The sequence below is a fragment of the Sinomonas sp. P10A9 genome (assembly GCF_041022165.1).
Taxonomy (GTDB): Bacteria; Actinomycetota; Actinomycetes; order Actinomycetales; family Micrococcaceae; genus Sinomonas; species Sinomonas puerhi.
This window is the reverse complement of sequence record NZ_CP163302.1, coordinates 941523-966185: the sequence shown is the minus strand read 5'-3', so window position 1 is coordinate 966185 and position 24663 is coordinate 941523. Positions and strand designations below refer to the sequence as shown.

General features: G+C 70.1%; 22 protein-coding genes. 10 read left to right on the top strand and 12 right to left on the bottom strand.

Going from position 1 to position 24663, the window contains the following annotated elements; translation table 11 throughout:
- Positions 1–143: 143 nt before the first annotated feature.
- Complete coding sequence (locus tag AB5L97_RS04420; protein ID WP_369046613.1) at positions 144–605, top strand: hypothetical protein; 462 nt, start codon at positions 144–146, stop codon at positions 603–605.
- Positions 606–630: 25 nt separating this feature from the next.
- Positions 631–2568, top strand: coding sequence for a multicopper oxidase family protein (locus AB5L97_RS04415; protein ID WP_369046612.1), 1938 nt, complete (start codon positions 631–633; stop codon positions 2566–2568).
- A 14-nt stretch (positions 2569–2582) separates the two neighbouring features.
- Here AB5L97_RS04415 and AB5L97_RS04410 read toward each other — a convergent pair whose 3' ends face one another.
- Positions 2583–2843: a hypothetical protein gene (locus AB5L97_RS04410; protein WP_369046611.1), complete on the bottom strand. Its 261-nt coding sequence runs from the start codon at positions 2841–2843 to the stop codon at positions 2583–2585.
- 41 nt (positions 2844–2884) lie between these two features.
- Here AB5L97_RS04410 and AB5L97_RS04405 point away from each other — a divergent pair, with 41 nt between their 5' ends.
- The 6 genes from AB5L97_RS04405 to AB5L97_RS04380 all read left to right on the top strand — a co-directional run bounded on the left by AB5L97_RS04405 (position 2885) and on the right by AB5L97_RS04380 (position 7769).
- The gene (locus AB5L97_RS04405; RefSeq protein ID WP_369046610.1) at positions 2885–3415 is read left to right on the top strand and encodes a MarR family winged helix-turn-helix transcriptional regulator; all 531 of its coding nucleotides are present in this window, start codon (positions 2885–2887) and stop codon (positions 3413–3415) included.
- Complete coding sequence (locus tag AB5L97_RS04400) at positions 3402–4106, top strand: response regulator transcription factor (RefSeq protein WP_374049269.1); 705 nt, start codon at positions 3402–3404, stop codon at positions 4104–4106. Before AB5L97_RS04405 ends, AB5L97_RS04400 begins: the two co-directional genes overlap by 14 nt.
- A gap of 2 nt (positions 4107–4108) precedes the next feature.
- A complete protein-coding gene (locus AB5L97_RS04395) occupies positions 4109–5680 on the top strand; it encodes a sensor histidine kinase (RefSeq protein ID WP_369046609.1) in 1572 nt (523 codons plus the stop codon).
- Positions 5681–5806: 126 nt separating this feature from the next.
- Positions 5807–6097 carry a WXG100 family type VII secretion target gene (locus tag AB5L97_RS04390; RefSeq protein ID WP_307957749.1) on the top strand — a complete coding sequence of 97 codons (291 nt, stop codon included), beginning with the start codon at positions 5807–5809 and terminating at the stop codon, positions 6095–6097.
- Between the two features lie 121 nt (positions 6098–6218).
- Complete coding sequence (locus AB5L97_RS04385) at positions 6219–7214, top strand: RNase H family protein (RefSeq protein ID WP_369046608.1); 996 nt, start codon at positions 6219–6221, stop codon at positions 7212–7214.
- 12 nt (positions 7215–7226) lie between these two features.
- Positions 7227–7769 carry a GNAT family N-acetyltransferase gene (locus AB5L97_RS04380; RefSeq protein ID WP_369046607.1) on the top strand — a complete coding sequence of 181 codons (543 nt, stop codon included), beginning with the start codon at positions 7227–7229 and terminating at the stop codon, positions 7767–7769.
- Between the two features lie 243 nt (positions 7770–8012).
- On the opposite strand, the gene groL is transcribed toward AB5L97_RS04380, so the two are convergent.
- The 4 genes from groL to AB5L97_RS04360 all read right to left on the bottom strand — a co-directional run bounded on the left by groL (position 8013) and on the right by AB5L97_RS04360 (position 12094).
- Positions 8013–9641, bottom strand: coding sequence for a chaperonin GroEL (gene groL, locus AB5L97_RS04375; RefSeq protein WP_307957746.1), 1629 nt, complete (start codon positions 9639–9641; stop codon positions 8013–8015).
- Between the two features lie 240 nt (positions 9642–9881).
- Positions 9882–11123 (bottom strand): ABC transporter substrate-binding protein, encoded by a 1242-nt coding sequence (locus AB5L97_RS04370; RefSeq protein WP_369046606.1) that lies wholly within the window; start codon positions 11121–11123, stop codon positions 9882–9884.
- Positions 11123–11740: a LytR C-terminal domain-containing protein gene (locus AB5L97_RS04365; protein ID WP_369046605.1), complete on the bottom strand. Its 618-nt coding sequence runs from the start codon at positions 11738–11740 to the stop codon at positions 11123–11125. Before AB5L97_RS04365 ends, AB5L97_RS04370 begins: the two co-directional genes overlap by 1 nt.
- 51 nt (positions 11741–11791) lie before the next feature.
- Positions 11792–12094: a DUF3263 domain-containing protein gene (locus AB5L97_RS04360; RefSeq protein WP_423246842.1), complete on the bottom strand. Its 303-nt coding sequence runs from the start codon at positions 12092–12094 to the stop codon at positions 11792–11794.
- Positions 12095–12451: 357 nt separating this feature from the next.
- On the opposite strand from AB5L97_RS04360, the gene AB5L97_RS04355 reads away from it, so the two are divergent.
- Together AB5L97_RS04355 and AB5L97_RS04350 are read left to right on the top strand one after the other, a co-directional pair.
- Positions 12452–13123: a uracil-DNA glycosylase gene (locus AB5L97_RS04355; RefSeq protein WP_307957846.1), complete on the top strand. Its 672-nt coding sequence runs from the start codon at positions 12452–12454 to the stop codon at positions 13121–13123.
- Between the two features lie 53 nt (positions 13124–13176).
- A complete protein-coding gene (locus AB5L97_RS04350) occupies positions 13177–14046 on the top strand; it encodes a siderophore-interacting protein (protein WP_307957743.1) in 870 nt (289 codons plus the stop codon).
- Between the two features lie 20 nt (positions 14047–14066).
- On the opposite strand, the gene AB5L97_RS04345 is transcribed toward AB5L97_RS04350, so the two are convergent.
- The 7 genes from AB5L97_RS04345 to gcvP form a co-directional block, all read right to left on the bottom strand.
- Positions 14067–15506 carry a threonine/serine ThrE exporter family protein gene (locus AB5L97_RS04345; RefSeq protein ID WP_307957845.1) on the bottom strand — a complete coding sequence of 480 codons (1440 nt, stop codon included), beginning with the start codon at positions 15504–15506 and terminating at the stop codon, positions 14067–14069.
- A gap of 371 nt (positions 15507–15877) precedes the next feature.
- Positions 15878–16978, bottom strand: coding sequence for a lipid II:glycine glycyltransferase FemX (locus AB5L97_RS04340; protein ID WP_369047351.1), 1101 nt, complete (start codon positions 16976–16978; stop codon positions 15878–15880).
- Between the two features lie 137 nt (positions 16979–17115).
- Positions 17116–18543 carry an L-serine ammonia-lyase gene (locus tag AB5L97_RS04335; RefSeq protein WP_369046604.1) on the bottom strand — a complete coding sequence of 476 codons (1428 nt, stop codon included), beginning with the start codon at positions 18541–18543 and terminating at the stop codon, positions 17116–17118.
- 142 nt (positions 18544–18685) lie between these two features.
- On the bottom strand, positions 18686–20002 hold the full coding sequence (gene glyA, locus AB5L97_RS04330; RefSeq protein WP_307957741.1) for a serine hydroxymethyltransferase: 1317 nt from the start codon (positions 20000–20002) through the stop codon (positions 18686–18688).
- Positions 19999–20379 carry a glycine cleavage system protein GcvH gene (gcvH, locus tag AB5L97_RS04325; protein WP_369046603.1) on the bottom strand — a complete coding sequence of 127 codons (381 nt, stop codon included), beginning with the start codon at positions 20377–20379 and terminating at the stop codon, positions 19999–20001. The genes glyA and gcvH overlap by 4 nt, the downstream gene beginning before the upstream one ends.
- A gap of 67 nt (positions 20380–20446) precedes the next feature.
- Entirely contained in the window at positions 20447–21619 is a 1173-nt protein-coding gene (gcvT, locus tag AB5L97_RS04320) for a glycine cleavage system aminomethyltransferase GcvT (protein WP_369046602.1), read from the bottom strand.
- Between the two features lie 115 nt (positions 21620–21734).
- On the bottom strand, positions 21735–24650 hold the full coding sequence (gcvP, locus tag AB5L97_RS04315) for an aminomethyl-transferring glycine dehydrogenase (RefSeq protein ID WP_369046601.1): 2916 nt from the start codon (positions 24648–24650) through the stop codon (positions 21735–21737).
- Positions 24651–24663: the final 13 nt, after the last annotated feature.

Here is a 24663-nt window from a genome sequence, read left to right as displayed (position 1 = left end):
CTTTACAGGGCTGCGGGTCACGCCTATCCTGAAAGCGCTGACGGGACATTGCAGAGTCTTCACGGGGCGCCCTGACCGGGGCGAGAGGACTCACCATTTCGGTCCATTTCCGGCGTACACCCACACCCTCAAGGGGTCCTCCCATGCGCAAGGCATTCCTCGCCGTCTCCGCCCTCCTCTTCCTCGACACGATCGTCCAGCTCTACCTCGCCGCATTCGGCACCTTCGCCCTCGATCTCATCCCGAATCACGCCTCGTTCGACTACCACGCCTTCAACGGCCAGGTCGTCCTGCGCTCGCTCGCCCTCCTGACGATTCTGGTCGCCGCACTCGCCAAGGCCGGCAAGAACACCATCTGGCTCACGGTCGGGATCTTCCTCCTGACGTGGGTCCAGCTGCTCGTCTTCATCGTCGGCGGCATGCTGACCGGGGCCGGCCCGGACAACCCAAGCATCCCGGGCGCCTGGGCAGTCGCGACCCACGCGGTGACTGGCCTGCTCATCATCTTCAGCTGCTACTGGCTCCTCCTGCGCGCTCGGCGCCTCGACAGGACCGGCTCGGTGACACGGCCGGAGAAGGTCAGCGCTCAGGCCCCTGCCGCCTGACGCCGAGCACCCGGACAGAGAGCCGATGCCCGCGTCAGCAGCCCTCGGCGTCGACCTCCTCCTCGCCGCGGCCTGCGCTGCGGCGTGGGGGGGCGCGCTCGCCGCGGGCCTTTCCCTCAGGCGCACGACGGCGCCGGGCTGGCTCCCGCGGTGGGCCCCCGACGCCGCCGGGACGCTCGGCGTCCTGACAGGCGCGGGTCGGCTGACAGTCCTCTTCGGAGGGCCATCGGCACTCGTGGGCGACCGCCTCCTCGGAGCCACAGCCCTCACCGCCCCCGGCTGCCTGGCCGGCCTCGCCGCACTGGTGCTCCCGCGTCTCACGGGGCCGGAACGGCACGGGCGGCAGCTCAGCGCGCTGGCGGCGGCGAGCTCATTGACCACGGCGGCCCTCCTCGCCGTCCTGACCTTGGGCACCCCGGCGGGCTGGCTCCCGGTAGCCGTGCTCGGGGCTCTGGCCCTGCTCTCAACGGGCGCGGTCGCAGCGGGTCTGGCGAAGGGATGGCGTCACCGGGCGGTACCGGCCGTCGGGACCCTAGGGGTGGCCATCCTCGTCGGTTCGCTCGCGGTCGCATGGATGGACAGCCGGGGCGGCGCTCCGTCGTCGTTCCACGAGATGGGCGGCCACTCGGGCATGTCTTCCACGGGGCCCTCGGCGAGTTCGCCTCACGCCAAGCGGAGCGTGGACGCCCTCAGGGGATCCCAGACCAGCGGACCGGTGCGCGAGTTCACCCTCCATGCACGCAGCGGGAAGGTCACTCTCGACAACGGCAGCACCGTCGACGCGCTCACCTTCGGCTCGCTCCCCGGGCCCGAGCTGAGGGCGGTCCAAGGGGAGACAGTGCGCGTGACCCTCGTCAACGACTCCGTGGCGGACGGCGTGACGCTCCACTGGCACGGCTACGACGTGCCCAACGCGATGGACGGCGTGCCGGGCGTGACCCAGGACGCGGTCATGCCGGGCCAGTCGTTCACGTATGAGTTCCCCGCCGCCCAGACCGGGACGTACTGGTACCACACCCACCAGAACGGCTCGGCGGACGTGCCCCTCGGCCTCTACGGCGCGCTCGTCGTGGACCCGTCCGGCGGGCCTTCTCCGGGCGTGAAGGACCTGACCGTCCCCGTGCACTCGATCGGAGGCGCCACCCTGTTCGGCTCGCACGCGGGGGCCTGGTCCGAGACGGTGGCACCGGGGACCCCGGTGCGCGTGCGGCTCATCAACACGGACCAGCTCACGCAGCGGTTCGGCGTAGCGGGGTCCGGCTTCCGGCTCTCTGCGGTCGACGGCGGGGACCTCGCCGGCGGCGCGGAACTGGCCGGGACGGTCTTGCCCCTCGCCGCGGGCGGGCGCTACGACGTGGTGCTCACCATGCCGGACCACCCGGTGTGGATCACGGCGGAAGGTTCCCACAGCGGCGCCCTCGCCCTCGTTCCGCCGGGCGACCCCGCGCCGTCGTCCGCGCCGCGCTTCGGAGGGGGAACCGAACTCGACCTTGCGGCGTACGGCGCGCCGGCGGCGTCGCCCGTCCCGCACGCCGACGCGACGGCCACCTACACCGCGGACCACCTCCTGCGGTTCGTCGACGGCATCCCGAAGTTCGCATTCACGATCAACGGCGCCGTCTATCCCAACATCCCGCCGCTCGTCGTCCACGACGGCGAGAACGTACTCGTGACGATCGTCAACCGCAGCGACGACATCCACCCGATGCACCCGCACGGACACCACGTGCGCGTGGTCAGCATCGACGGCCGGGCGGTCGCCGCGGACCTGCGGATGGACAGCCTCGAGGTGCGCCCGGGCCAGGTCTGGACGGTGCTCCTGACGGCCGACAACCCCGGGATCTGGATGGACCACTGCCACAACCTCAGCCACGCGCGGGACGGCATGGTGTTCCACCTCGCGTACGAGGGAGTCGGGACGCCGTTCAGCCACGACGCATCCTCGGCGAACCGGCCCGAGTGATGCGGACGGGGTCGCTAGCCGAGCGCGTCGACGGCGTCCGTGAGGGCGCTGGCCATCCCGGCGCGATGGGTCAGACACGCCCTCTGCTCGGGAGAGTCGCCGGCCGCGAGCTCCTGCGGGGCCAGCGCGCTGAGCCCGCTGAAAATCGCAATCGAGAGGACGTGGCCGCGGCGCACGACGTCGGGTGGGAACCGCGCGCCCCCATCGTCGGTACCCGTGCGGGCGCGGCCCAGGCGCGCGAGCTGGTCCTCGATGGTGGCCTCAGGCGCTTGCATACGATTAGTAAACCATTTTTATTTTTGACTAGGCTAGTGCGATGACGGAGAACATCGCGAACCTCATCGGTGCAGTCTTCGATGTGTTCCGTGCCGAACTTCAGGAGGCCTCCGACTGGGGCGGGCTTCGGGCGTCGCAGCTCCGCTTCCTCACGCGCGTCCCGGACGACGGCGTGCGGCTCGGCGAGATGGCCGGGCGCGCCGCCATGAGCAAGGCCGGAGCGGGCCAGTTCGCGGCGATCCTCGAGAAACGGGGCTTCGTTGCCCTCGCGGCGGACCCGGACGACTCCCGGGCCAAGGTGATCCGACGCACCGCGGCGGGCCGGCGACTCGCGGAGCAGGTCCTCGCGACCGTGGCGGAGATCGAGCGGGAGTGGAGCGCCTCCATCGGACCCGCGCGCTATGCGGCGATGCGCGCCGCCCTCGAGGAGATCGCCGCTCGGAACCGCGCGCCGTCGTCCGCTCCGAGCAGACCACAAGACGCCGCCGAGGAGACCGGCGACCACCACACAGCGAACGTCCAGACAATTGCCAGAAACCGGGCGCACCATGGTGAGCGTGAAGAAGACTGAACCCGAAGCCAGACTCCTCGTCGTCGACGACGAGCCCAACATCCGAGAGCTCCTCTCAACGTCGCTGCGCTTCGCGGGGTTCGAGGTCGTGGCGGCCGGGAACGGGCGCGAGGCGCTGGCTTCGGCGGAGGCGCAGTCGCCGGACCTCGTAGTCCTCGACGTCATGCTGCCGGACATGGACGGCTTCACGGTGACGCGCAAGCTCCGCGCGGCGGGGCGGCACGTCCCGGTCCTCTTCCTCACGGCCAAGGACGAGACCGAGGACAAGGTCCAGGGCCTCACTGTGGGCGGGGATGACTACGTCACCAAGCCCTTCAGCCTCGACGAGGTCGTGGCACGCATCCGCGCCGTCCTGCGCCGCACCCAGCCCGTGCTCGATGACGACGCCGTGATCCGGGTCGACGACCTCGAACTCGACGATGACGCGCACGAGGTGCGCCGCGGCGGGGTCTCGATCGACCTCTCCCCCACCGAGTTCAAGCTCCTGCGCTACCTCATGCTCAACCCGAACCGAGTGCTGTCCAAGTCGCAGATCCTCGACCACGTGTGGGAGTACGACTTCAACGGCGACGCCTCGATCGTCGAGTCGTACATCTCGTACCTGCGCCGCAAGGTTGACGCGAACGGCCCGGGGCTCATCCAGACCAAGCGCGGGGTGGGCTACGTGCTGCGGACGGCGGAGAAGCGCTAGAGGTGCTGGCCCGGTGGAAGAGCGCGTCGCTGCGGACCCAGCTCGTCGCGATCATGATGGTGCTGCTCACGGGCGCCATCTTCCTCACGGCGGCGGCCACCGTCACCCAGCTGCGCACCTACCTCGTGGGCCAGCTGGACCTCCGCCTCACCAATGCCTCTGACTACGCGAAGAAGAATCAGGACATCGACCTCCTGACGACCGCGAACCCGCTCGTCCCGCAGGACTACGTCCTCGTCATCTACCCCGAGGGCGGACAGTCGAGCGTCTACTACGAGCAGGACACCTCGCAGGGGCGTCCCGACATCCCCGCGATCTCGGCCGACGAGGCGCGGACGATGCAGCAGCAGGACGAGGTGCGCCAGGTCCGCGGAACGGTCAGCTCCATCGACTGGCGGTACACCGCGATTCCCGTGCGGATCGTGGCCAGCAATACACCCGCCGCCATCGTGATCGCGTTGCCCCTCACCGATGTCGAGGACGCGATCCAGCACACCCTCACGCTCACCGCGGGGGTCGGGATCGTCATGCTCGCTTCCGTCTTCCTCATCGCCACGTGGACGGTGACCCGTGCGTTCCGGCCCCTGCGACGGGTCGAGAAGACCGCTGCGGCCATCGCAGCAGGCGACCTCTCCCAACGTGTCGACGCGGAGGCGCCGGGCACCGAGCTCGGGCGGCTCTCCTCCTCGTTGAACGCGATGCTCGCCCATATCGAAGTGGCGTTCCAGGCCCGTATGGCCTCGGAATCACGGATGCGGCGGTTCATCTCGGATGCCTCGCACGAGCTGCGGACGCCGCTCGTGACCATCCGCGGCTTCTCTGAGCTGTACCGGCACGGGGCGCTCGCGACGGACGATGACGTCTCGACGGCGATGGGCCGGATCGAGAGCGAGGCGAAGCGCATGGGCACGATGGTCGAGGACCTGCTTACACTGGCCAGACTCGACGAGCAGCGCCCACTCACTCTGAAGCCGATCGATCTGCTGCCCGTGGGCCACGACGCCGTGGTCGATGTCAGGGCAACCGCCCCCGACCGCACCGTGCGCCTCTTAGGCCTCGGCGGCGGCAGCCCCGCGCCCGCGCCCACGCTCGGCGACGAGGCCCGGATCCGCCAGGTGGTGGGGAACCTCGTGGGCAACGCGCTGCAGTACACGCCGAAGGGCTCGCCGCTCGAGGTGGCGGTCGGGACGCGCAGCACGGACGGGCGCTCCGTCGCCGTCCTCGAACTGCGCGACCACGGGCCCGGGATCGACGAGAAGGACGCCGCGAAGATCTTCGAGCGGTTCTACCGCGCGGACACCTCCCGCAACCGCGAGACGGGGGGCACCGGCCTCGGGCTCGCCATCGTCGCGGCCATCATCGGCTCGCACCACGGCACCGTCCGGTACCAGCAGACCGACGGCGGCGGCTCCACGTTCGTGATCGAGATGCCGTATGCCGCTGTGCCGGAGCGCCCGTCCGAGTCTCCCGCCGGGATGGACCGGGACTCCGGCTCTGAGCCTTCCGACGGTTCGGCGGACGGCGGCTCCGAACCCACGACGGCGCGCGGAGGCTCGGGCAGCCTGCCCGCATGACTCTGGACTCGCCTTCGCCAGTTATCCACATACGGAACTCTCCTGCTGCGGGGGCACCGCGGCTTTCCTAAGGTCGAGGGGACGGCACAGAACGGCCGTGATACCCCGAGGGAAGGTACGAGGACCATGGCAATCATGAAGGTCGACACCGAGGCAATCGACTCGAGCGCACAGGCAGTGCTCGCAACGTCCGAGCGCGTGCGCGCAGAAGTCCAGGCCATGCGCAACAACCTCGAGACGCTTCGCGCGAGCTGGGAGGGCCACGCCTCGAACAGCTTCCAGGCGCTCGTCGCGGACTGGGCGCGCACTCAGGCACAGGTCGAGGCCTCGCTGGGCCAGATCGGCTCGGCACTGCGGAACGCCGGCAGCGCGTACGGCGAAATCGAGACGAGCAACGCCCAGCGCTTCGCGGGCTGACCGCTGGAGTCAGGCTGGCCATCCGGGTAGCCCTGCCCCGCAGCACCGCCCTGACGCTGGGCAGGGCTGCGGGGCAGTACACGGGCCGAAGACCGTCGGTGTGCTCTGGCAGGATGGACCCATGACCATTACCGCCGCCGCAGACGGATCCGCCCTCGGCAACCCCGGACCCGCAGGCTGGGCCTGGTACGTCGATGACGAGCACTGGCACGCTGGCGGCTGGCCCCATGGCACCAACAACCAGGGCGAACTCATGGCCGTCCTCGACCTGTTCCGTTCCACAGCCCATATGGCTGACGAACCGCTGCTCATCCTCTGCGACAGCCAGTACGTGATCAACTGCGTCACGAAGTGGATGCCGGGCTGGAAGCGTCGCGGCTGGAAGAAGGCCGACGGCAAGCCGGTGCTCAATGTCGACCTCCTCCTGCAGATCGACCAGGAACTTGCCGGGCGGACCTACGCATTCGAGTGGGTCAAGGGTCACGCCGGCCACCCCCTCAACGAGGCCGCCGACGACAAGGCCCGGGCCGTGGCCATCGCGTTCCAATCCGGCAGGGCCGCCGCGGAGGGTCCGGGTTTCCAGGGAGTCGGCGCCGGGGCCGTCGCGGTGCCCAAGACTCGCGAGACCACGGCACGCCGCGGGGCCCTACCCCGAGAGACCGCACCTCCGGAGACCGCGGTGCCGCGCAAGACCGCACCTCCCGTCGAGCAGGCAGGGCTCTTCGACGACCTCTCCCCCGAATCCGCAGACGCCCAGGCCTCCCACGCTCGGCGCTCGCGGGATGCGGAGGCCGTCGTCGAGCTCGAGCAGGAGCTGCTGGACCCCCAAGTACGCAGCGACTACGGCCAGCTCGCCTACCTCCTGCACCCGGACTATCGAGAGATCGGCGCCTCGGGACGCCTCTGGGACCGAGAGGAACTCATCGAAGAGCTTGTCCAGGGCCCAGAACTGCAGGCCCGCTTCGAGCTCATCGAGGCAACGCATCTCGCCGACGACCTGCTTCAGATCCTCTACCGAACCGTCGGCTCCACCGGAGCGGCCCTGCGCTCGTCGCTGTGGCAGCGCGTGGACAGCCGCTGGCGGCTTCGCTTCCACCAAGGCACCCCCGAGGCCTGAGGACGCCCAGCGGTGAGCCCTGAACGACAGCTGACCTCATCCGTTCGGCTGCGGGTCCTCGAGGCTGGCGACGCTGCCGGGCTCGCCCGCGCCCTCGCAGAGAACGGAAGCCATCTGGCGCCGTGGGAGCCTGTTCGTCCCGAGTCCTTCTTCACCGAGGAAGGCCAGCGTCAAGCCGTCGCGCGGCTCCTCGAGGAGGAGGCCCGCGGTGCCGCGATGCCCCTCATCCTCATCGAGGACGGGCGGGCGATCGGCCGGGTGACGCTCTCGTCAATCGTCCGGGGTCCGTTCCAGAACGCGAACCTCGGATACTGGATAGCGCGGAGCCACACCGGCGCAGGCATCATGACCCGTGCAGTCGCGGCCGCCGTCGAGATCGCGAGGGGCGAGCTCGGGCTGCACCGCATCGAGGCCGGTACCCTCCTGCACAACACCGCGTCCCAGCGCGTCCTGCTGCGCAACGGGTTCGTGCCCTATGGGATCGCGCCCCAGTACCTCCGCATCGCCGGACAGTGGCAGGACCACCGGCTGTTCCAGCGGATCCTGCACGGCTGAGCCGAATCCGATTGCGTGGTCATCTCAGCACGGTGCGCACTCTGGGGATGCAGCCACCCAGGCCTCACTGGCTCTCTCAGCATCGTGCCTGAACCGGGTGCCTGAACGGCGGCGTTCGTTAACGCCGACGGCGGGGCCCCACCGAAGTGGTGACCCCGCCGTCGTGATTCCCAGATCCCTCGGCGTACCCGATATGCCGGATGCGCCGCGAGACCTGTACCCGAAACGAGTGGGTGATGGGGGTTAGAAGCCGCCCATGCCGCCCATGTCGTCGCCACCGGGCATGGCCGGGGCGGCCTTCTCCGGCTTGTCGGCAACGACGGCCTCGGTGGTGAGGAAGAGGCCGGCGATCGACGCGGCGTTCTGGAGCGCCGAGCGGGTCACCTTGACCGGATCGTTGACACCGGCCGCGAGGAGGTCCTCGTAGACGCCGGTAGCAGCGTTCAGGCCGTGGCCAGCGGGCAGGCCGCGGACCTTCTCGGCCACGACGCCCGGCTCGAGGCCAGCGTTGAAGGCGATCTGCTTGAGCGGGGCCTCGATGGCGATCTTGACGATGTTCGCGCCCGTCGCCTCGTCGCCCTCGAGGGCGAGGTTGGCGAACGCCTTGGCGCCGGCCTGGATGAGGGCCACGCCGCCACCGGCAACGATGCCCTCCTCGACGGCAGCCTTCGCGTTGCGGACGGCGTCCTCGATGCGGTGCTTGCGCTCCTTGAGCTCGACCTCGGTGGCCGCGCCCGCCTTGATGACGGCCACGCCGCCGGCGAGCTTCGCGAGGCGCTCCTGGAGCTTCTCGCGGTCGTAGTCCGAGTCCGAGTTCTCGATCTCGGCGCGGATCTGAGCCACGCGACCGGCGATCTGGTCGGCGTCGCCGGCACCCTCGACGATCGTGGTCTCGTCCTTGGTCACGACGATCTTGCGGGCCTGGCCGAGGAGCTCGAGGGTGGCGTTCTCAAGCTTGAGGCCGACCTCCTCGGCGATGACCTGGCCACCGGTGAGGATCGCGATGTCGGTGAGCATGGCCTTGCGGCGGTCGCCGAAGCCCGGGGCCTTGACGGCGACGGACTTGAAGGTGCCCTTGAGCTTGTTGACGATGAGCGTGGCCAGAGCCTCGCCCTCGACGTCCTCAGCGATGATGAGGAGCGGCTTGTTGGCCTGCATCACGCGCTCGAGAACCGCGACGAGGTCCTTCACCGAGGAGATCTTCGAGTTGACGATGAGGATGTACGGGTCCTCGAGGACCGTCTCCTGGCGCTCGGCGTCCGTGACGAAGTACGCGGAGAGGTAGCCCTTGTCGAAGCGCATGCCCTCGGTGAGCTCGAGCTCGAGGCCGAAGGTGTTGGACTCCTCGACGGTGATGACGCCTTCCTTGCCCACCTTGTCGAGGGCTTCGGAGATGAGCTCACCGATCTGGGTGTCACCGGCGGAGATCGACGCGGTCGCGGCGATCTCTTCCTTGGTCTCGATCTCCTTGGCGGAGGCGAGGAGCTCGGCGGTGACTGCCTCGACGGCCTTCTCGATGCCGCGCTTGAGCGAGAGCGGGTCGGCGCCGGCGGCGACGTTGCGGAGGCCTTCCTTCACGAGGGCCTGGGCGAGGACGGTGGCGGTCGTGGTGCCGTCGCCAGCGACGTCGTCAGTCTTCTTGGCGACCTCCTTGACGAGCTCCGCGCCGATCTTCTCGTACGGGTCGTCGAGCTCGATCTCCTTGGCGATCGAGACACCGTCGTTCGTGATCGTGGGGGCGCCCCACTTCTTCTCGAGGACGACGTTGCGGCCACGCGGGCCGAGGGTGACCTTGACGGCGTCGGCCAGCTGGTTCAGGCCGCGCTCGAGGCCGCGACGGGCCTCCTCGTCGAATGCAATGATCTTGGCCATGACGGCTTCGGTCCTTTCGGGACGTGTCTGTCGGTAGGCCACCTGCTGCAGCGCCCGCGACGGCCGGCGCCCCCATCCGTGATGTCACGGACCGCTGACGCCTCACCCCAGCGAGGTGTTCCTGTCTCCTGGCCAAACTGGTCGCAGCCTCGGCTGTTAGCAGTCTGAACGCAGGAGTGCTAACTCAATTTCTAGCACTCGCCCACCCCGAGTGCAAGCTCTCGCGGCCAGTGACTGCCGCTATCGAGCGACCGTGACCTCGCCGACGCGGTGCGGCTGGTTGTCAGCACCGAAATCGAACTCGAGGAAACGCGCTGTCGTGATGTCCCCGTGGGAATCGAACGCGATCGGGCCGGACATCCCATCGTAGTCAACGGTCGCGCCGCGGGCCTGCCGCGCTAGGCAGTCGGGAAGGCCTGTGCACTTCTCGCGGGCCTCCATCGGATTTCGCCCGGGAACGGTCCCGCCCGAAACGCCCGTGAGCTTGGCCGCGATGGAGGCACCGCCGTCGTCCTTCGCCTCGCCTGCCGCGAGGACCGCGAGGGACGCGGCGTCGTACGCCTCGGCGGCGAAGGTCAGGTCCTTGAGGCCGGGTGAATGCTCGAGGAGCGCGGACTGGAACTCGGGGGTCGGGAAGACGCCGGGCACGACCGCGCGGGTACCCTCGAGCGCCCGGTTCGCGAGGGTTGAACCGTAGTGGCCGATGAGCCCGCTTGAGAGCAGGAGCTTGCTGCCGGCGATGCCCGCGTCCGCCGCGGCTGCGAGGATCGGCTGGCCGTCGCCCTGCGCGATGACGACGACGGCGTCGGCACCCTTCGCCCCGGCGGCAGCAGAACCGATTGCGGTCCCGGTGAACTCGGCGCTTCCCGACTCCGTGAGACCCGCAGCCCGGGCGGACGCGGAGGCAGCATCCGCCTCTGCCTTGCCACCGGCCTGACGCAGGATCGCCACGCTCTTCGCACCCGAGTGCCGGGCGAGCTCGATGAGCGCCGCACCCTCCGCGCCCTCCGGGGCGGCCGTGCGGAAGTAGAACCCGCCGCTGCGGTAGGTGCTCAGCGCCGCGGAGGCGTTGGCGGGCGAGATGAGCGGGATCTTCGCCGTCGAGAGGACGTCGATGGCCTTCGGTGCACGGCTCGAGTCGGTCGTGCCGATCACGGCGTCCGCCCCGGCCTTGGCAAGGTTTCGGGCACCGGTGGCCGTGTCGGTTCCTATTTCCGCGGGCAGGAGCTCAACGGGCTTGCCCGCGAACCCACCGGCGGCGTTGGCCTGCTGGACCGCGAGGACAACGGCGGCGCGCTGGGCATCGTTGAGGTACTGCGAGTCCCCCGTCGAGTCGAGCAGCAGGCCGAGGCGCAGCACGCCGTCGCCCGACGCCGCGGGAGTGGCGCTGCGCGCGTCCGGGGTGGCCGTGCAGGAGGTCAGGGCCAACCCGGACGCAAGCACCACCGCGCCCAGCAGCCGTCGCGACCCCCGCACCTGCATCAGCCGCCGAATCCCGGCCCGACCACGACGGCGAGGGGGAGGCCGAGCGCCGGCGCCTCCTGGACGGTGGCGATGCCGAGGTCCGCCGCGAGGGCCTTCGCAGAGTCAGCCTGGGCGGCGGTCTTGTAGTACACGACCGAAGCGCTCACAGGCGCACCGCCCCAGTTGCCGACGGTCGAGACGGCCCACCCGGCCGAACGGGCCGCCGTGGCCGCACGCGTGCCGAGCCCCCCAGTCGCAGTCGCGTTGTAGACCCCGACCTCGAGGGTCTTGTCCGCCGCTGGCGGCGCAGTCGTCTTCGCGGACGGCGGCGGGGCGGCGGATGACGCCGCTTGGCTGGGGGCCGACGAGGAGGGCGCAGCGCTCGGGGCGCCGGAAGTCGGCTTCTGGGAGCTCGAGGCCGCGGCAGTCGTGCCCGAGAGGCCGAGCCGGGGCAGCACGAAGAAGGCCAGGGCGCCGATCACCAGCGCGATGAGCCCGGCGGCGAGGATCCAGCGGAGGCCGCGCCCGGACTGGCCGCCGCCCTCGACGCTCGTCTCGCCGCGCGTCCGGTGCACGCCCTGTCTGCGGGGGGATTCGGGGATTGCATCGAATTCGTCGCGGGAGTACGTGTTCATGCCTGCGTCAAGGTCCTTGTCGGTGGCCGGCTGGGGGGACGGCGCGCAGCGTCATGCGCCTCCGCCGAGTCGGCGGGCAGTGCGCGCACGCTGCCGCGACGTCCTCAGTCTACGCAACCGTTTCACGAGCATCGGATCGTGGGCCAGCGCCGCCTCGGTATCGATCAGGGCGTTGAGCAGCTGGTAGTAGTGCGTCGCGGAGAGATCGAACAGCTCGCGGATCGCCTGTTCCTTGGCCCCCGCGTACTTCCACCACCCGCGCTCGAGCGCGAGCATCTGGACTTCGCGCTCGGACAGGCCCTCGGCCTTCAGGCCCTCAGCCTTCAGGGCATCCGTGCTCAGGGCATCGCTCAGGCCGTCTGCGGAGCGCGACGTCTCCGGCGCATCGTCGAGCCGAGCGTCGTCGAGCCGAGCGTCATCGAGCCGAGCCTCATCGAGCGCGTGGGCGTGGTGTGCAGCTGCCGACATGCCCTCCAGCGTAAGCCCGAACTACAGCGATGTCATTTCTCCCGGGCATGTCCGCCGCTATCTCCCCCGTATCGGCAGGCGCTGCTTGTTCCCGCCTGAGCTTCTGGCACACTGGCTTGCGTGATGGACGCTGAACCGCTCTTCGACCTGCCGATCACCCCCGGCGGCGAGGCGGCCGCGGGCGGCGACCGCTCGGCGTCGTGCGCCGTGTCCCCCAACGACAGCGCCCGCGAGCTTGACGCCATGGCCGGCGAGCCGCTCGCCAGCCTCGTGCACCCCGAGTGGGCGCCGGCGCTCGCACCCTGCGAGTCGGCACTGCGGGCCGCGCTGCGATCGCTCGCGGCCCAGGCGCACGACGGCGTCGCAATCCTTCCCGCTCCATCCCGCCTTCTGCGGGCGTTCAGTCGCCCGCTGAGCGGGGTCAAGGTCCTCCTGCTCGGCCAGGACCCCTACCCGACGCCCGGGCACGCGATCGGGCTCTCGTTCGCGTGCGACGCCTCGGTGCGGCCCCTGCCCCGCAGCCTCGCGAACATCTACCGCGAGCTCGTCTCTGACCTCGGCGCCCCGGCCCCCGCCAACGGCGACCTCTCTCCGTGGGCGGACGAGGGAGTGCTGCTCCTGAACAGAGTCCTGTCTGTGCGGGCCGGGTCTGCAGGGTCGCATCGCCGGCTCGGCTGGGAGGAGGTCACCGACGCGGCCGTGCGGGCCGTCGTGGGCCGCGGCGCGCCGCTCGTGGCGATCCTCTGGGGCAAGGACGCCCAGTCGGTCGCGCCGCTCCTGGGCACGACGCCAGTCATCGCCTCCGCCCATCCGTCTCCCCTGAGCGCTTCCCGGGGCTTCTTCGGATCGCGGCCCTTCAGCCGGGCCAACGCGCTGCTCGCCGCCCAGGGCGCGGACCCGGTCCGCTGGGTCTGACCCAGTGGGTGAGCGAAGCCGAAACCGCGCCCCGACCCGATAGTCTGGGGCGCATGACGTCGCCCGCCGGGAGCGCCCCGGATGCTCCCACCCCGTCCCCGCGACCGGCCAAGAAGCCCCGCCCGACGCTCGATCTAGTGGTGGTCCGCACCGAACAGCTCGGAGCGCACATGGTGCGGGTGGTCGTGGGGGGCGCCGGATTCGACGCGTTCGAGGACAACGGATTCACCGACAAGTACGTCAAGATCTCCTTCCCCACCGAGCTTCCCGGCGGAGCTTGGCCCGACGGGCCCGTCGACCTCGTGGCCCTCAAGGAGCAGCTGCCGCGCGAGCAGTGGCCCGTGACCCGCACCTACACCGTCCGCTCGTTCGACGCCGAGGCCCGGGAGCTCACCCTCGACTTCGTGGTGCACGGCGACGAGGGGCTCGCCGGGCCCTGGGCTGCCGCGGCGAAGCCGGGCGACAGGCTCGTGTGCAGCGGGCCGGGTGGCGCCTACTCCCCCGCCTCCGACGCCGAGTGGTACCTGTTCGCGGGCGACGAGTCCGCGCTCCCCGCCATCGCTGCGGCGATCGATGCCCTCCCGGCGCAAGCCCGCGGCATCGCGTTCCTTGAGGTCGGCTCGGGCACCGATGTCCTCGACCTCACCGTGCCGGTCGGCATCGACGTGCAGTGGCTGTCCCGCGACGGCGACCCTGCTGGCGAGACGGTCATCCTTGCCGAGGCCGTGTCCGAGGCGGAGTGGCTCCCGGGAACGCCCAACGTCTTCGCCCACGGCGAGCGCGGCGCGATGAAGGAGCTCAGGGCCGTGTTCAAGGCCCGCGGCGTGCCCCGCGAGAAGCTCTCACTTTCCGGCTACTGGGCGCACGGCCGCGCCGAGGACCAGTTCCAGGCCGAGAAGAAGCTCCCGGTCGGCCAGATCTAGCCCCTTCCCGGGGCGAGCGGTCAGCGCCGCCGGGCCCGGCGGCGTCGTTCGAGGAACGTCGCGCTGCGCGTGAACGGGCGCGCGAGGTTGTCGCCGAGAACGATCCCGGCCGCGGCGCCGAGGATCGTGGCCATCGCCGTGAGCATGCCCCCGGCGCCCCCGGCAATCTGCGCGGCGTCGACCGTCACGATGTACATGGACCGGAAGATCGTCAGACCGGGCAGCAGGATGAGCGCCGCAGGCACCGCGACGACGAGCTGCGGCGCGCCCATCCGCAGCGCGACAATCCGGGCGAGGAACCCCATGACCACCGCGCTCACCGCCGGTGCGAGCCGGTCGCCCACACCGATGAGCCCTGCCCCGGTCAGTGCCAGATACCCCGCCACGCCGACCGCCGCCGTCGGGAGGACGAGCCGCCGCGACGTCTGCTCGGTGACGGCGATCGCGGCCACCGCCGCGCCGATGAGGAGCACCTCGACCACATAGGGGTAGGCGGGCGGGAAGGTCTCGGTCACGTCGATGCGCTCGATCCCGAGCATCTCGCCCGCCGCGGTGGCGACGGAGATGCCGGCCACGAGTGCCGCGAACGTCAGGAACGCCGAGAGGTATCGGCCTGCGGCCGTGACCGGGAAGCCGTTGATCGCATCCTGGGTGGCGGAGACGAGCCTTGCGGTCGGCAGGAGCAGGAGGATCCCGCCCACCACGACGATCGCGGGCGCGATGGTGAGCTGCGCGGCGAACAGGAGCAGCGCGATCATCGTCACGAGGAACGAGCTGGCCAGCGTGGTGAAGAAGTCCGGGACACGCCACGTGCCGAACACGCGCGCCACGAGGGAAACGAGCAGGTTCGAGCCGAAGGCGATGAGGGAGGCCAGCTGCCCTCCCCCGAGCACGCCCACGAAGACGGCTGCGAACACGCCGAACGCGGCCGTCACGGCCCATTTGGGGAACGGCTTGGCCCGCCGCGAGATGCCCTGGAGCCGCCGGGACGCCTCGTTGAGGCCGACGCCGCCCGCGGCGATCTCGGTGACCAGCTGGTGCACGAGCACGAGGCCGGCGTAGTTCGACGTCCACGACCGCACGACGCGCAGGAGCGAGCTCGGCGTGCCCTCCTTGGGTGCGTAGTTGATCGTGACCGACTGGTTGGTGATGTCCACATCGACGTGGCGCAGCCCGAGGGCCGTGGTCACCGCGATCATCGACGTCTCGACCTCGAGCGCGCCAGCACCATAGCGGAACATCGTCTCCGCGAGCTCGAGCGCGAAGTCGAGTGTGCGCCGCACCGACTCGTCCGGCGCGGCAGGGATGGTGGGATTCGCGTACGGGCTTCCGGCGAGCCGGTCCACGATGCTCATGGGTGCCGTGGGTGGGTTTTCGCCGCGGATGAGCCTTGCCAGGACGCGCTTGGCGGCCGCGTTGGCGCGGATCTGGGACGCTGTGATGGGTTGGGTCGTCGGCACCGCGGAGCCGCGGGCGGGCTCGGGTGCCGCGGTCTGGGCTGCGGGCGTGGCCGTGGGTGTCGTGGGCGGGGCCGTACGCGCCGCGCGCGCCGTGCCGGAGTCTGCCGACGGCACCCCGACGGAAGGCGAGGCGGACGACGGCGCCGGGCCGCCCGCCGTCGTGCGCGTGCCTGCACCGGGGGTGCCCCCGGCCGCCCTGCCCGGTGCCGGGCCAGGGGGAACCGCTGGCGCGTCCGTGAAGGCGACGGGGGTGATCTGCGGGATCGCGCCGGCGGGGATGTCCCCGTGCGGGTCGGACCCGTCCGCGTCCGGCACGCCTCCTGGCGCCGGTTCCGATGTGTGCTCCGACTCGGCCATCGCCGGGCTCTGGATCAGTAGAACTGCTGGCCGGTGCGGCGGGTGTAGAGCTGGCGGGCAACGCGCTCGCCAGCCGTGGTCCACGCCCTGTAGCGCAGCGGGTCGATCACGTAGTCCCAGCAGCCCACGAAGTCCGTGACCGTCTTGGTGAACGAGGTCTTGAACAGGCCCAGTCCATGGAACGGGTGCGAGGTGTCTTTCAGCCGGTCCGCCGGCGGGGTGCCGCAGAAGTCGTACTCGGTGCAGCCGAGATCCTTCATGTGGTTGATCGCGGTCCACTGGATGAGGTGCGAGTCGCCGTACTGGGCGCGCTTCTGGAGCGAACCCCCGTCCTTGTACGTGCCCTTGCGCCCGTAGTTGATCACGAACGCGCCCACGGACGGCCGGCCGTTCTCGTAGACGAAGTAGAGCCGGCCCTGCCCGCGGGACGTGAACTCGGTCCAGAACTGCCGGTAGTACTCGAATCCGCGCACCTGGGCGCCCGTGTTGGACTTGGCGTTGAGCGTGCCCGTCATGAGGGCGTGCATCGTGCGGTAGTTGGCGAGCGTCGGCTCCGCCTCGACCACCTCCACGCCCTCGCGCTCGGCGCGGCGCACGGCATTGCGGCCGCGGGAGTGGAGGCTCTTGAGCACGAGCCTGGGCTCGGGCGCGATGTCCAGGATTGCGGTCGAATCGTTGGGCTGGAGGTTCGGAACCTTCACGAGGCCGGCAGCGCCGAGGACGCCGCGGGCCTCCTCGGAATCGATGATGTCCGGCTCCACCTTGACGGCGAACACGCCCAGCCGCTCCCGAACCACGAGGCCCTTGATCGCCTCGAGGGCCGCGGGCACCTCGGTGACGTCGGCGACGTCCGGGCCCTTGATGAGGTACCAGAAGCGGCCCAGGAACGGGAAGGACTTCTCGAGGACCAGGTTGTAGCTCGCCTGTGCGGTTTCCCCTGATGCGGCCCCGCTTGGCTCAAGGACGAGGTACCGGACCTCCCAGCCGAAGTTCCGCTTGACCGCCGCGAAGGCCTCCGACTGCAGCAGGTTGCCGCCGTTTGGGTTCGCGGTGACGTGCTTGTCCCAGTGCCCGATCTCGTCTGTGGTGGCGAAACGCGCTTGGAAGCGGGTCACGGTCTGGACGCTGGAACTGGTCACGAAGGCTGGTTTCCTTCCCTGGAGGTGCTGCCGGCATGGCAACGTTGGCCGTCGCCCAGTCTAGTCAGTGGACCTGACGGCGCGGCGCCGCCGTGACGCCGCGACCGCCGCTCTCAGCACTCCACGACGTTGACGGCGAGGCCCCCCATCGCGGTCTCCTTGTACTTGTGGCTCATGTCTCTGCCGGTCTCTCGCATGGTTACGATCACCTCGTCAAGCGAGACGCGGTGTGTGCCGTCGCCCCACAGGGCCATCTTCGCGGCGTTGATCGCCTTCGCGGCGGCGATCGCGTTGCGCTCGATGCACGGGACCTGCACGAGCCCGCCGATGGGATCGCACGTGAGGCCGAGGTTGTGCTCCATCGCGATCTCGGCGGCGTTCTCGACCTGGGCGGGCGAGCCGCCCATGACCTCTGCGAGGCCCGCCGCAGCCATGGACGACGCCGACCCGACCTCCCCCTGGCAGCCCACCTCGGCACCGGAAATGGAGGCCTGCTCCTTGTACAGCACGCCGACGGCACCGGCGGCGAGGAGGAATTTCACGACGACGTCGTCCTTGTCCTCCTGGGTCGCGTTCTCCATCCCGGGGGCGTAGTTGAGCGCGTAGTACAAAACTGCCGGGATGATGCCCGCAGCGCCGTTGGTCGGGGCGGTCACGACACGCCCTCCGGACGCGTTCTCCTCGTTCACGGCGAGCGCGATGAGGTTGACCCACTCCTGCCAGTACATTGGGTCGCGGTCCTTGTCCTCCTTGAGGAGCCGCTCGTGCCAGTCGGGCGCACGACGGCGCACCTTGAGTCCGCCGGGCAGGATTCCCTCGCGCTTGAGGCTGGACTCGACGCAGTCCTCCATGACGGACCAGATGTGCAGCAGCCCCTCGCGGATCTCGGCCTCGGGGCGCGAGGCCTTCTCATTGACGAGCATGATGTCGCTGATGGACAGGCCCTTGGAGGAGCAGCGGCCGAGGAGCTCTGCCGCCGTGCGGAACGGGAAAGGGAGCTCCTTCTTGGACTCCTCGAGCTCCTTGCGGGCCGAATCCTCCTCGCCGTCGCGGACGATGAAGCCGCCGCCCACGGAGTAGAAGGTGGCCTCGCGCAGAACGGTCACGCCGTCAGGATCCAGGGACCCGTCGGCGCCCGCATCACCGAACACTTGGAACTTCATGCCGTTCGTGTGCCTTGGCAGCACAGTGAGCGGGTGGAGCACCATCTCCTCGACCGAGTAGGGAAGCTCGACCGACCCGGCGAGGGTCAGCGTGCCGGTCTCGGCGATCGTGGCCAGGCGTTCCTCGACCTGCTCGGGGAGGATCGCCTCGGGCTCGAAGCCCTCGAGGCCCAGGAGCACGGCCGTGAAGGTGCCGTGGCCGTGGCCGGTTGCCGCGAGGGACCCGTACAGGTCGACGCGCAACGACGTGACGCTTTCGAGGAGACCCTGATCGCGCAGTTCGCGGGCGAACACCGCGCCCGCGCGCATGGGCCCCACCGTGTGGGAGCTGGAAGGGCCGATGCCCACGGAAAACAGTTCAAAGACGCCGACGGCCATGGCCTTGGTTCCTTTCCTGAAGCTGTACTGACCCGCCGTTGCGGGGTCTCTGGCGGGACCTTGCGGGGTCTCTGGCGGGACCTTGCGGGTCTCTGGCGTGCCAGAGACCCCGCAACCGGGCGCCAGAGACCCCACAACGAGATCAGCTGAGGTCAGCCACTCCCGGGTAGAGCGGGTGGGCCGCCGCGAGTGCGTCGACCCTTGCCTTGAGGGGAGCGAGGTCCTCGTCGGGCCCGGCGATGAGCGCCTCGGCGATGATGTCCGCCACCTCGCGGAAGGCGGCCTCGCCGAAGCCGCGCGTCGCGAGCGCCGGGGTGCCGATGCGCAGGCCGGACGTGACCATCGGCGGACGCGGGTCGAACGGAACTGCGTTGCGGTTCACGGTGATGTCGATCGCCGCGAGACGGTCCTCGGCCTGCTGGCCGTCGAGCGCCGCGTCGCGCAGGTCCACGAGGACCAGGTGCACGTCGGTCCCCCCGGAGACGACGCCGATGCCGGCGGCCTTGACGTCCTCGGCCGTGAGTCGCTCGGCGAGGATCTTCGCGCCCGCGAGCACGCGCTCCATGCGCTCCTTGAACTCCGGCGAGCCGGCGATCTTGAACGCGACGGCCTTGCCCGCGATGACGTGCTCGAGCGGGCCGCCCTGCTGGCCCGGGAACACGGCCGAGTTGATCTTCTTCGCGATGGCCGCGTCGTTGGTCAGGATGATGCCGCCGCGCGGGCCCGCCAGTGTCTTGTGCGTGGTAGACGTCGTGACGTGGGCGTGGGGCACGGGCGAGGGGTGCAGGCCCGCGGCCACGAGGCCGGCGAAGTGGGCCATGTCCACCATGAGGTACGCGCCCACGGCGTCGGCGATGCGGCGGAACTCGGCGAAGTCGAGCTGGCGCGCGTACGCAGACCAGCCGGCCACGATGAGCTGCGGCCTGTGCTCCTGGGCGAGGCGCTCGACCTCGGCCATGTCGATCCGGTGGTCATCCTCGCGGACTTGATAGGGAACGATGTTGTAGAGCTTGCCGGAGAAGTTGATCTTCATGCCGTGCGTGAGGTGGCCGCCGTGGGCGAGGTTGAGGCCCATGACCGTGTCACCCGGCTTGATCAGCGCGTGCATGACGGAAGCATTGGCCTGCGCACCGGAGTGCGGCTGGACGTTCGCGAACTCGGCACCGAAGAGCGCCTTGACGCGGTCAATCGCGAGCTGTTCGACGACGTCCACATGCTCGCAGCCGCCGTAGTAGCGCTTGCCCGGGTAGCCCTCCGCGTACTTGTTCGTCAGGACCGAGCCCTGCGCCTGCATGACGGCGACGGCCGTGTGGTTCTCCGACGCGATCATCTCGAGGCCACCGCGCTGGCGGGCGGCCTCGGCGTCGATCGATGCAGCGATCTCGGGGTCGAGATCGGCCAGGTTGGCGTCGAGCGAAGCCGAGTGGACCTGCTGGAACTGGGCGGTCGCGGCGCTCACAGCTCGCCACCGTTCTTGGAGGCGTACTCCTCGGCGGTCATGAGCGGGCCTTCCTCGGAGACCTCGACCGTGAAGAGCCAGCCGGCGCCGTAGGGGTCCTCGTTGACGAGGGCCGGGTTGTCGATAGCGTCCTGGTTGACCTCGGCCACCGTGCCGGAGACGGGCGAGTAGAGGTCGGAGACGCTCTTGGTCGACTCGATCTCGCCGCAGGTCTCGCCGGCGGTGACGGTGCTGCCGGCCTCGGGCAGGTCGAGGTAGACGACGTCGCCGAGCGCGTCGGCGGCGACCTGGGAGACGCCGATCTTGGCGGGCGCAGCGGTGGTGTCGAGCCACTCGTGCTCTTCGGAGTACCGGAGACCGGTCTGGACCTTGCTCATGGAATGTGGATCCTCTTCTTCGTCGAACGGGGAGAACAGCACAATGGCTGGGAAATCAGTGAGAAAGCTACTTCTGGCGCTTGTAGAACGGCAGCTCGATGACCTCGAACGGCTCGGCCTTGCCGCGCAGATCGGCGTCGAGCTTCGTGCCCACGGCAGAGTGTGCGATGTCGACGTACGCGAGCGCCACCGGGTAGCCGAGGGTCGGGCTCGGCTGGCCGGAGGTGATCTCGCCGACCTGCTTGCCGTCCTTCATGACCGCGTAGTGCGAGCGCGCGGCGCGTCGCCCGAGGCCGCGAAGGCCCACGAGACGCTGCCCGCTCGTGGTGCCCTCGCCGTCGTCCTTCTTCGCCGCCAGCGCGGCGCGGCCCACGAAGTCGCCCTCCTTGCTCTTGAGCGCGACGACGCCCCCGAGGCCCGCCGCGAACGGCGAGCGCTCGCGCGAGAGCTCGTTGCCGTAGAGCGGCATGCCCGCCTCGAGGCGCAGCGAGTCGCGAGAGGCGAGGCCGCACGGAACCAGGCCGTGGCCCTCGCCAGCGGTCTCGAGCGCCTTCCAGAGCTGGGCAGCGAGCTCGTTGCCGACGAACAGCTCGAAGCCGTCCTCGCCGGTGTAGCCCGTGCGGGCCAGCAGGACCGGCACGCCCGCGATATCCGCCTCGATGGCCGCGTAGTACTTGAGCGTGCGGATGTCCTCGTGGTCCTCCGAGCCGGCCACGGAGAGGAGGATCGCCTCGGCGTTGGGGCCTTGGACCGCGATGAGCGACGTCTCGGCGGAGGCATCGCGCAGCGCAATGCCCTCGGGTTCGGCGCCAGCACCGAAGGCACGACGGCGCGCCTCGAGTTCCGCCGCGACGGTCGCCGCGTTGCCCGCGTTCGGCACGACGAGGAAGTCCTGCTCGGCGACGCGGTAGACGATGAGGTCGTCGATGATCCCTCCGTCCTCGGCGCAGATGAGCGAGTACTTGGCCTTGCCGACGGCGATCGCGGACAGCTTGCCCACGAGCGCGTAGTCGAGGAAGGCGGCCGCGTTCGGGCCGGTGGCCCAGACCTCGCCCATGTGAGAGAGGTCGAAGAGGCCGGCCGACTCGCGGACGGCGCGGTGCTCTGCGAGCTCCGAGCCGTACTTGAGCGGCATCTGCCACCCACCGAAGTCGGTGAAGGAAGCGCCGAGGGCCGCGTGCTCGTCGTAGAGTGCGGTGCGCTTCTCGTCGGTGTTCTGACCTGTGGTCGTTTCAGTCATGGGACGTCTCCTAAGGGGTCCAGCGATGGTCGTCGAGCGAGGTCGAGGCGGAGAGGCGGAGTCGAAACCCCCGTCGAAGTCGGGGGTTTCGACTCCGCTCAACCAGCGCGGGCGGTCAGTCTTGGAACGCTGCCGTGCTCTCCTCGAATGCCTCGAGCGGAGGACACGCGCAGATCAGGTTCCTGTCGCCGCCGGCGCCGTCAATGCGGCCGACCGGGGCGAAGTACTTGTCCTGTGTCTTGGTCGCATGCGCGGCCTTGCCCGGGAACGCGGCCACCTCACGGGTGTACGCGCGGTCCCACTCGCTCGAGACGACCGCGGCGGCCGTGTGCGGGGCGAGGCGCAGCGGCGAGTCCTTGACGTCGAAGTCGCCGTGGGCCACCTGGTCGATCTCCGCGCGGATCGAGATCATCGCGTCGATGAAACGGTCGATCTCGACGAGGTCCTCGGACTCGGTGGGCTCGACCATGAGGGTGCCGGGCACCGGGAAGGCGAGCGTCGGGGCGTGGAAGCCGTAGTCGATGAGGCGCTTCGCGACGTCCTCCGCGGTCACGCCCGTCTTGGCAGTGAGCTCACGCAGGTCGAGGATGCACTCGTGGGCCACGAGACCGCCCTCGCCCGTGTAGAGGACCGGGAAGGAGGAATCGAGGCGCTTGGCGATGTAGTTCGCCGCAAGGAGTGCGGACTTCGTCGCCTCGGTCAGGCCGTCGCCGCCCATGAGCTTGACGTACGCCCACGAGATCGGCAGGACGCCGGCGGAGCCGAAGCGCGATGCCGAGACAGGCACGTCGTGCTCATCTGCGGCGCCCTGCCAGACCGCGGCATCGCCCGGCATGAACGGTGCGAGGTGCGCGCGGGCCGCGACCGGGCCGACGCCGGGGCCGCCGCCGCCGTGCGGGATGCAGAACGTCTTGTGCAGGTTCAGGTGGGAGACGTCGCCGCCGAACTTGCCCGGCTGGGCGAGGCCAACGAGGGCGTTCATGTTCGCGCCGTCGATGTAGACCTGGCCGCCGGCCGCGTGGACGGCGTCGCAGACCTCGCGCACGTCGGCGTCGTAGACGCCGTGCGTGGACGGGTAGGTGATCATGATCGCGGCGAGGTCCTCGCGGTTCGCCTCGATCTTGGCCTCGAGGTCGCCGTGGTCGATCGTGCCATCGGCCGCGGTGGCGACGACGACCACCTTCATGCCGGCGAGCACGGCCGACGCCGCGTTGGTGCCGTGGGCAGAGGCGGGGATCAGGCACACGGTGCGCTGGCCCTCCCCACGGGACTGGTGGTAGCCGCGGATTGCGAGGAGGCCCGCGAGCTCGCCCTGGGAGCCTGCGTTCGGCTGGAGCGAGACCTGGTCATAGCCCGTGATCGCGGCGAGGTCAGCCTCGAGGCCCGCGATGAGCTCACGCCAGCCCTCGGTCTGGGTGTCCGGCGCGAACGGGTGGATGCCTGCGAACTCGGGCCAGGTCATGGCCTCCATCTCGACCGTCGCGTTGAGCTTCATGGTGCACGAGCCGAGCGGGATCATCGTCCGGTCGAGGGCGAGGTCGCGGTCCGAGAGCTTGCGGAGGTAGCGCAGCATCTGGGTCTCGGAGCGGTACGTGTGGAAGACGGGGTGGGTCAGGTACGTGCTCGTGCGCACCGCCGCGGCCTCGATCGCAAAGCCGGTGGCGGCATCCGTGCCGTCGGTGCCGTCACCCGCAGCGCCAGCGCCGAAGACGCCGGCAACCGTGGCGACGTGGTCCGCCGTCGTGGTCTCGTCGCACGAGATGCCGACGGTGTCGGCGTCGACGAGGCGCAGGTTGATGCCCTGCTTCTCGGCCTTCCCGACGAGCGCCGCGGCGCGCCCGGGGACGCGAGCCGTGACGGTGTCGAAGAAGCTCGTGTGGGCGATCTCGACCCCTGCGCCCGAGAGGGCCGCTGCGAGCGAGCGCGCGCGGGCATGCGCGCCCTGGGCGATCGCCTTGAGCCCCTCGGGGCCGTGGTACACGGCGTACATCGAGGCGACGATCGCGAGGAGGGCCTGCGCGGTGCAGATGTTGGACGTGGCCTTCTCGCGGCGGATGTGCTGCTCGCGGGTCTGGAGGGCCAGGCGGTAGGCCGGGAGGCCGGCGTCGTCCTTCGAAACGCCCACGAGGCGGCCCGGGAGCTGGCGCTCGAGGCCCTTGTGGACGGACATGAAGGCCGCGTGGGGGCCGCCGTAGAAGAGCGGGACGCCGAAGCGCTGGGCCGATCCGACGGCGATGTCCGCGCCCTGCTCGCCCGGGGACTTGATGAGGGTGAGCGCGAGGAGGTCGGCCGCGATCGTGACCATCGCGCCGCGCTGCTTGGCCTCCGCGATGAGCGCCGTCGCGTCGGCGACGAGGCCCGAGGCGCCGGGCTGCTGGATCACGACGCCGTTGATCGGCCCCTCGGGCAGGCCCTGGCTCAGGTCTGCGATCTCGACCTCGAAGCCGAGCGCCGCCGCGCGGCCCTTGACGACAGCGATCGACTGCGGGAAGAGGTCCGCGTCGAGCACGGTCTTGCCGCCGCCCGGTGCCTTGGTGACGGCCTTGTCCTTGTTCGCCCGGCGCATGAGCAGCACGGCCTCCACGACCGCGGTGGCCTCGTCCAGCAGGGACGCGTTGGCGATCGCGAGGCCCGTGAGGTCCTCGACCGCCGTCTGGAAGTTCAGGAGGGCCTCGAGGCGGCCCTGGGAGATCTCGGGCTGGTACGGGGTGTACGCCGTGTACCAGGCGGGATCCTCGACGACGTTCCTGCGGATCACCGGCGGCGTGACGGTGTCGTAGTAGCCCTGGCCGATCATCTGCACGCGGGGCTTGTTCTTCGTCGCGAGGGCACGCAGGGCCGCAAGTGCCTCAGGCTCGCTGAGTGCCTTGCCGAGCTCGAGCGGTGCGTCCTGCTTGATGTCGTCGGGCACCGCCGTCGCCGCGAGGGCGTCCACGCTGTCGAAGCCGACGGCGTTGAGCATGTGCTTGATGTCAGCATCGCGCCGAGCACCGATGTGCCGGTCGACGAACGCTGCGGGGGAAAGGTCCATCACGGGGAACTCC

Coding starts and splice junctions, on each gene's coding strand:
- AB5L97_RS04420 (WP_369046613.1), top strand. CDS start 144: ATGCGCAAGGCATTCCTCGCCGTCTCCGCCCTCCTCTTCCTCGACACG.
- AB5L97_RS04415 (WP_369046612.1), top strand. CDS start 631: ATGCCCGCGTCAGCAGCCCTCGGCGTCGACCTCCTCCTCGCCGCGGCC.
- AB5L97_RS04410 (WP_369046611.1), bottom strand. CDS start 2,843: ATGCAAGCGCCTGAGGCCACCATCGAGGACCAGCTCGCGCGCCTGGGC.
- AB5L97_RS04405 (WP_369046610.1), top strand. CDS start 2,885: ATGACGGAGAACATCGCGAACCTCATCGGTGCAGTCTTCGATGTGTTC.
- AB5L97_RS04390 (WP_307957749.1), top strand. CDS start 5,807: ATGGCAATCATGAAGGTCGACACCGAGGCAATCGACTCGAGCGCACAG.
- AB5L97_RS04385 (WP_369046608.1), top strand. CDS start 6,219: ATGACCATTACCGCCGCCGCAGACGGATCCGCCCTCGGCAACCCCGGA.
- groL (WP_307957746.1), bottom strand. CDS start 9,641: ATGGCCAAGATCATTGCATTCGACGAGGAGGCCCGTCGCGGCCTCGAG.
- AB5L97_RS04370 (WP_369046606.1), bottom strand. CDS start 11,123: ATGCAGGTGCGGGGGTCGCGACGGCTGCTGGGCGCGGTGGTGCTTGCG.
- AB5L97_RS04365 (WP_369046605.1), bottom strand. CDS start 11,740: ATGAACACGTACTCCCGCGACGAATTCGATGCAATCCCCGAATCCCCC.
- AB5L97_RS04355 (WP_307957846.1), top strand. CDS start 12,452: ATGGCCGGCGAGCCGCTCGCCAGCCTCGTGCACCCCGAGTGGGCGCCG.
- AB5L97_RS04350 (WP_307957743.1), top strand. CDS start 13,177: ATGACGTCGCCCGCCGGGAGCGCCCCGGATGCTCCCACCCCGTCCCCG.
- AB5L97_RS04335 (WP_369046604.1), bottom strand. CDS start 18,543: ATGGCCGTCGGCGTCTTTGAACTGTTTTCCGTGGGCATCGGCCCTTCC.
- gcvH (WP_369046603.1), bottom strand. CDS start 20,379: ATGAGCAAGGTCCAGACCGGTCTCCGGTACTCCGAAGAGCACGAGTGG.
- gcvT (WP_369046602.1), bottom strand. CDS start 21,619: ATGACTGAAACGACCACAGGTCAGAACACCGACGAGAAGCGCACCGCA.
- gcvP (WP_369046601.1), bottom strand. CDS start 24,650: ATGGACCTTTCCCCCGCAGCGTTCGTCGACCGGCACATCGGTGCTCGG.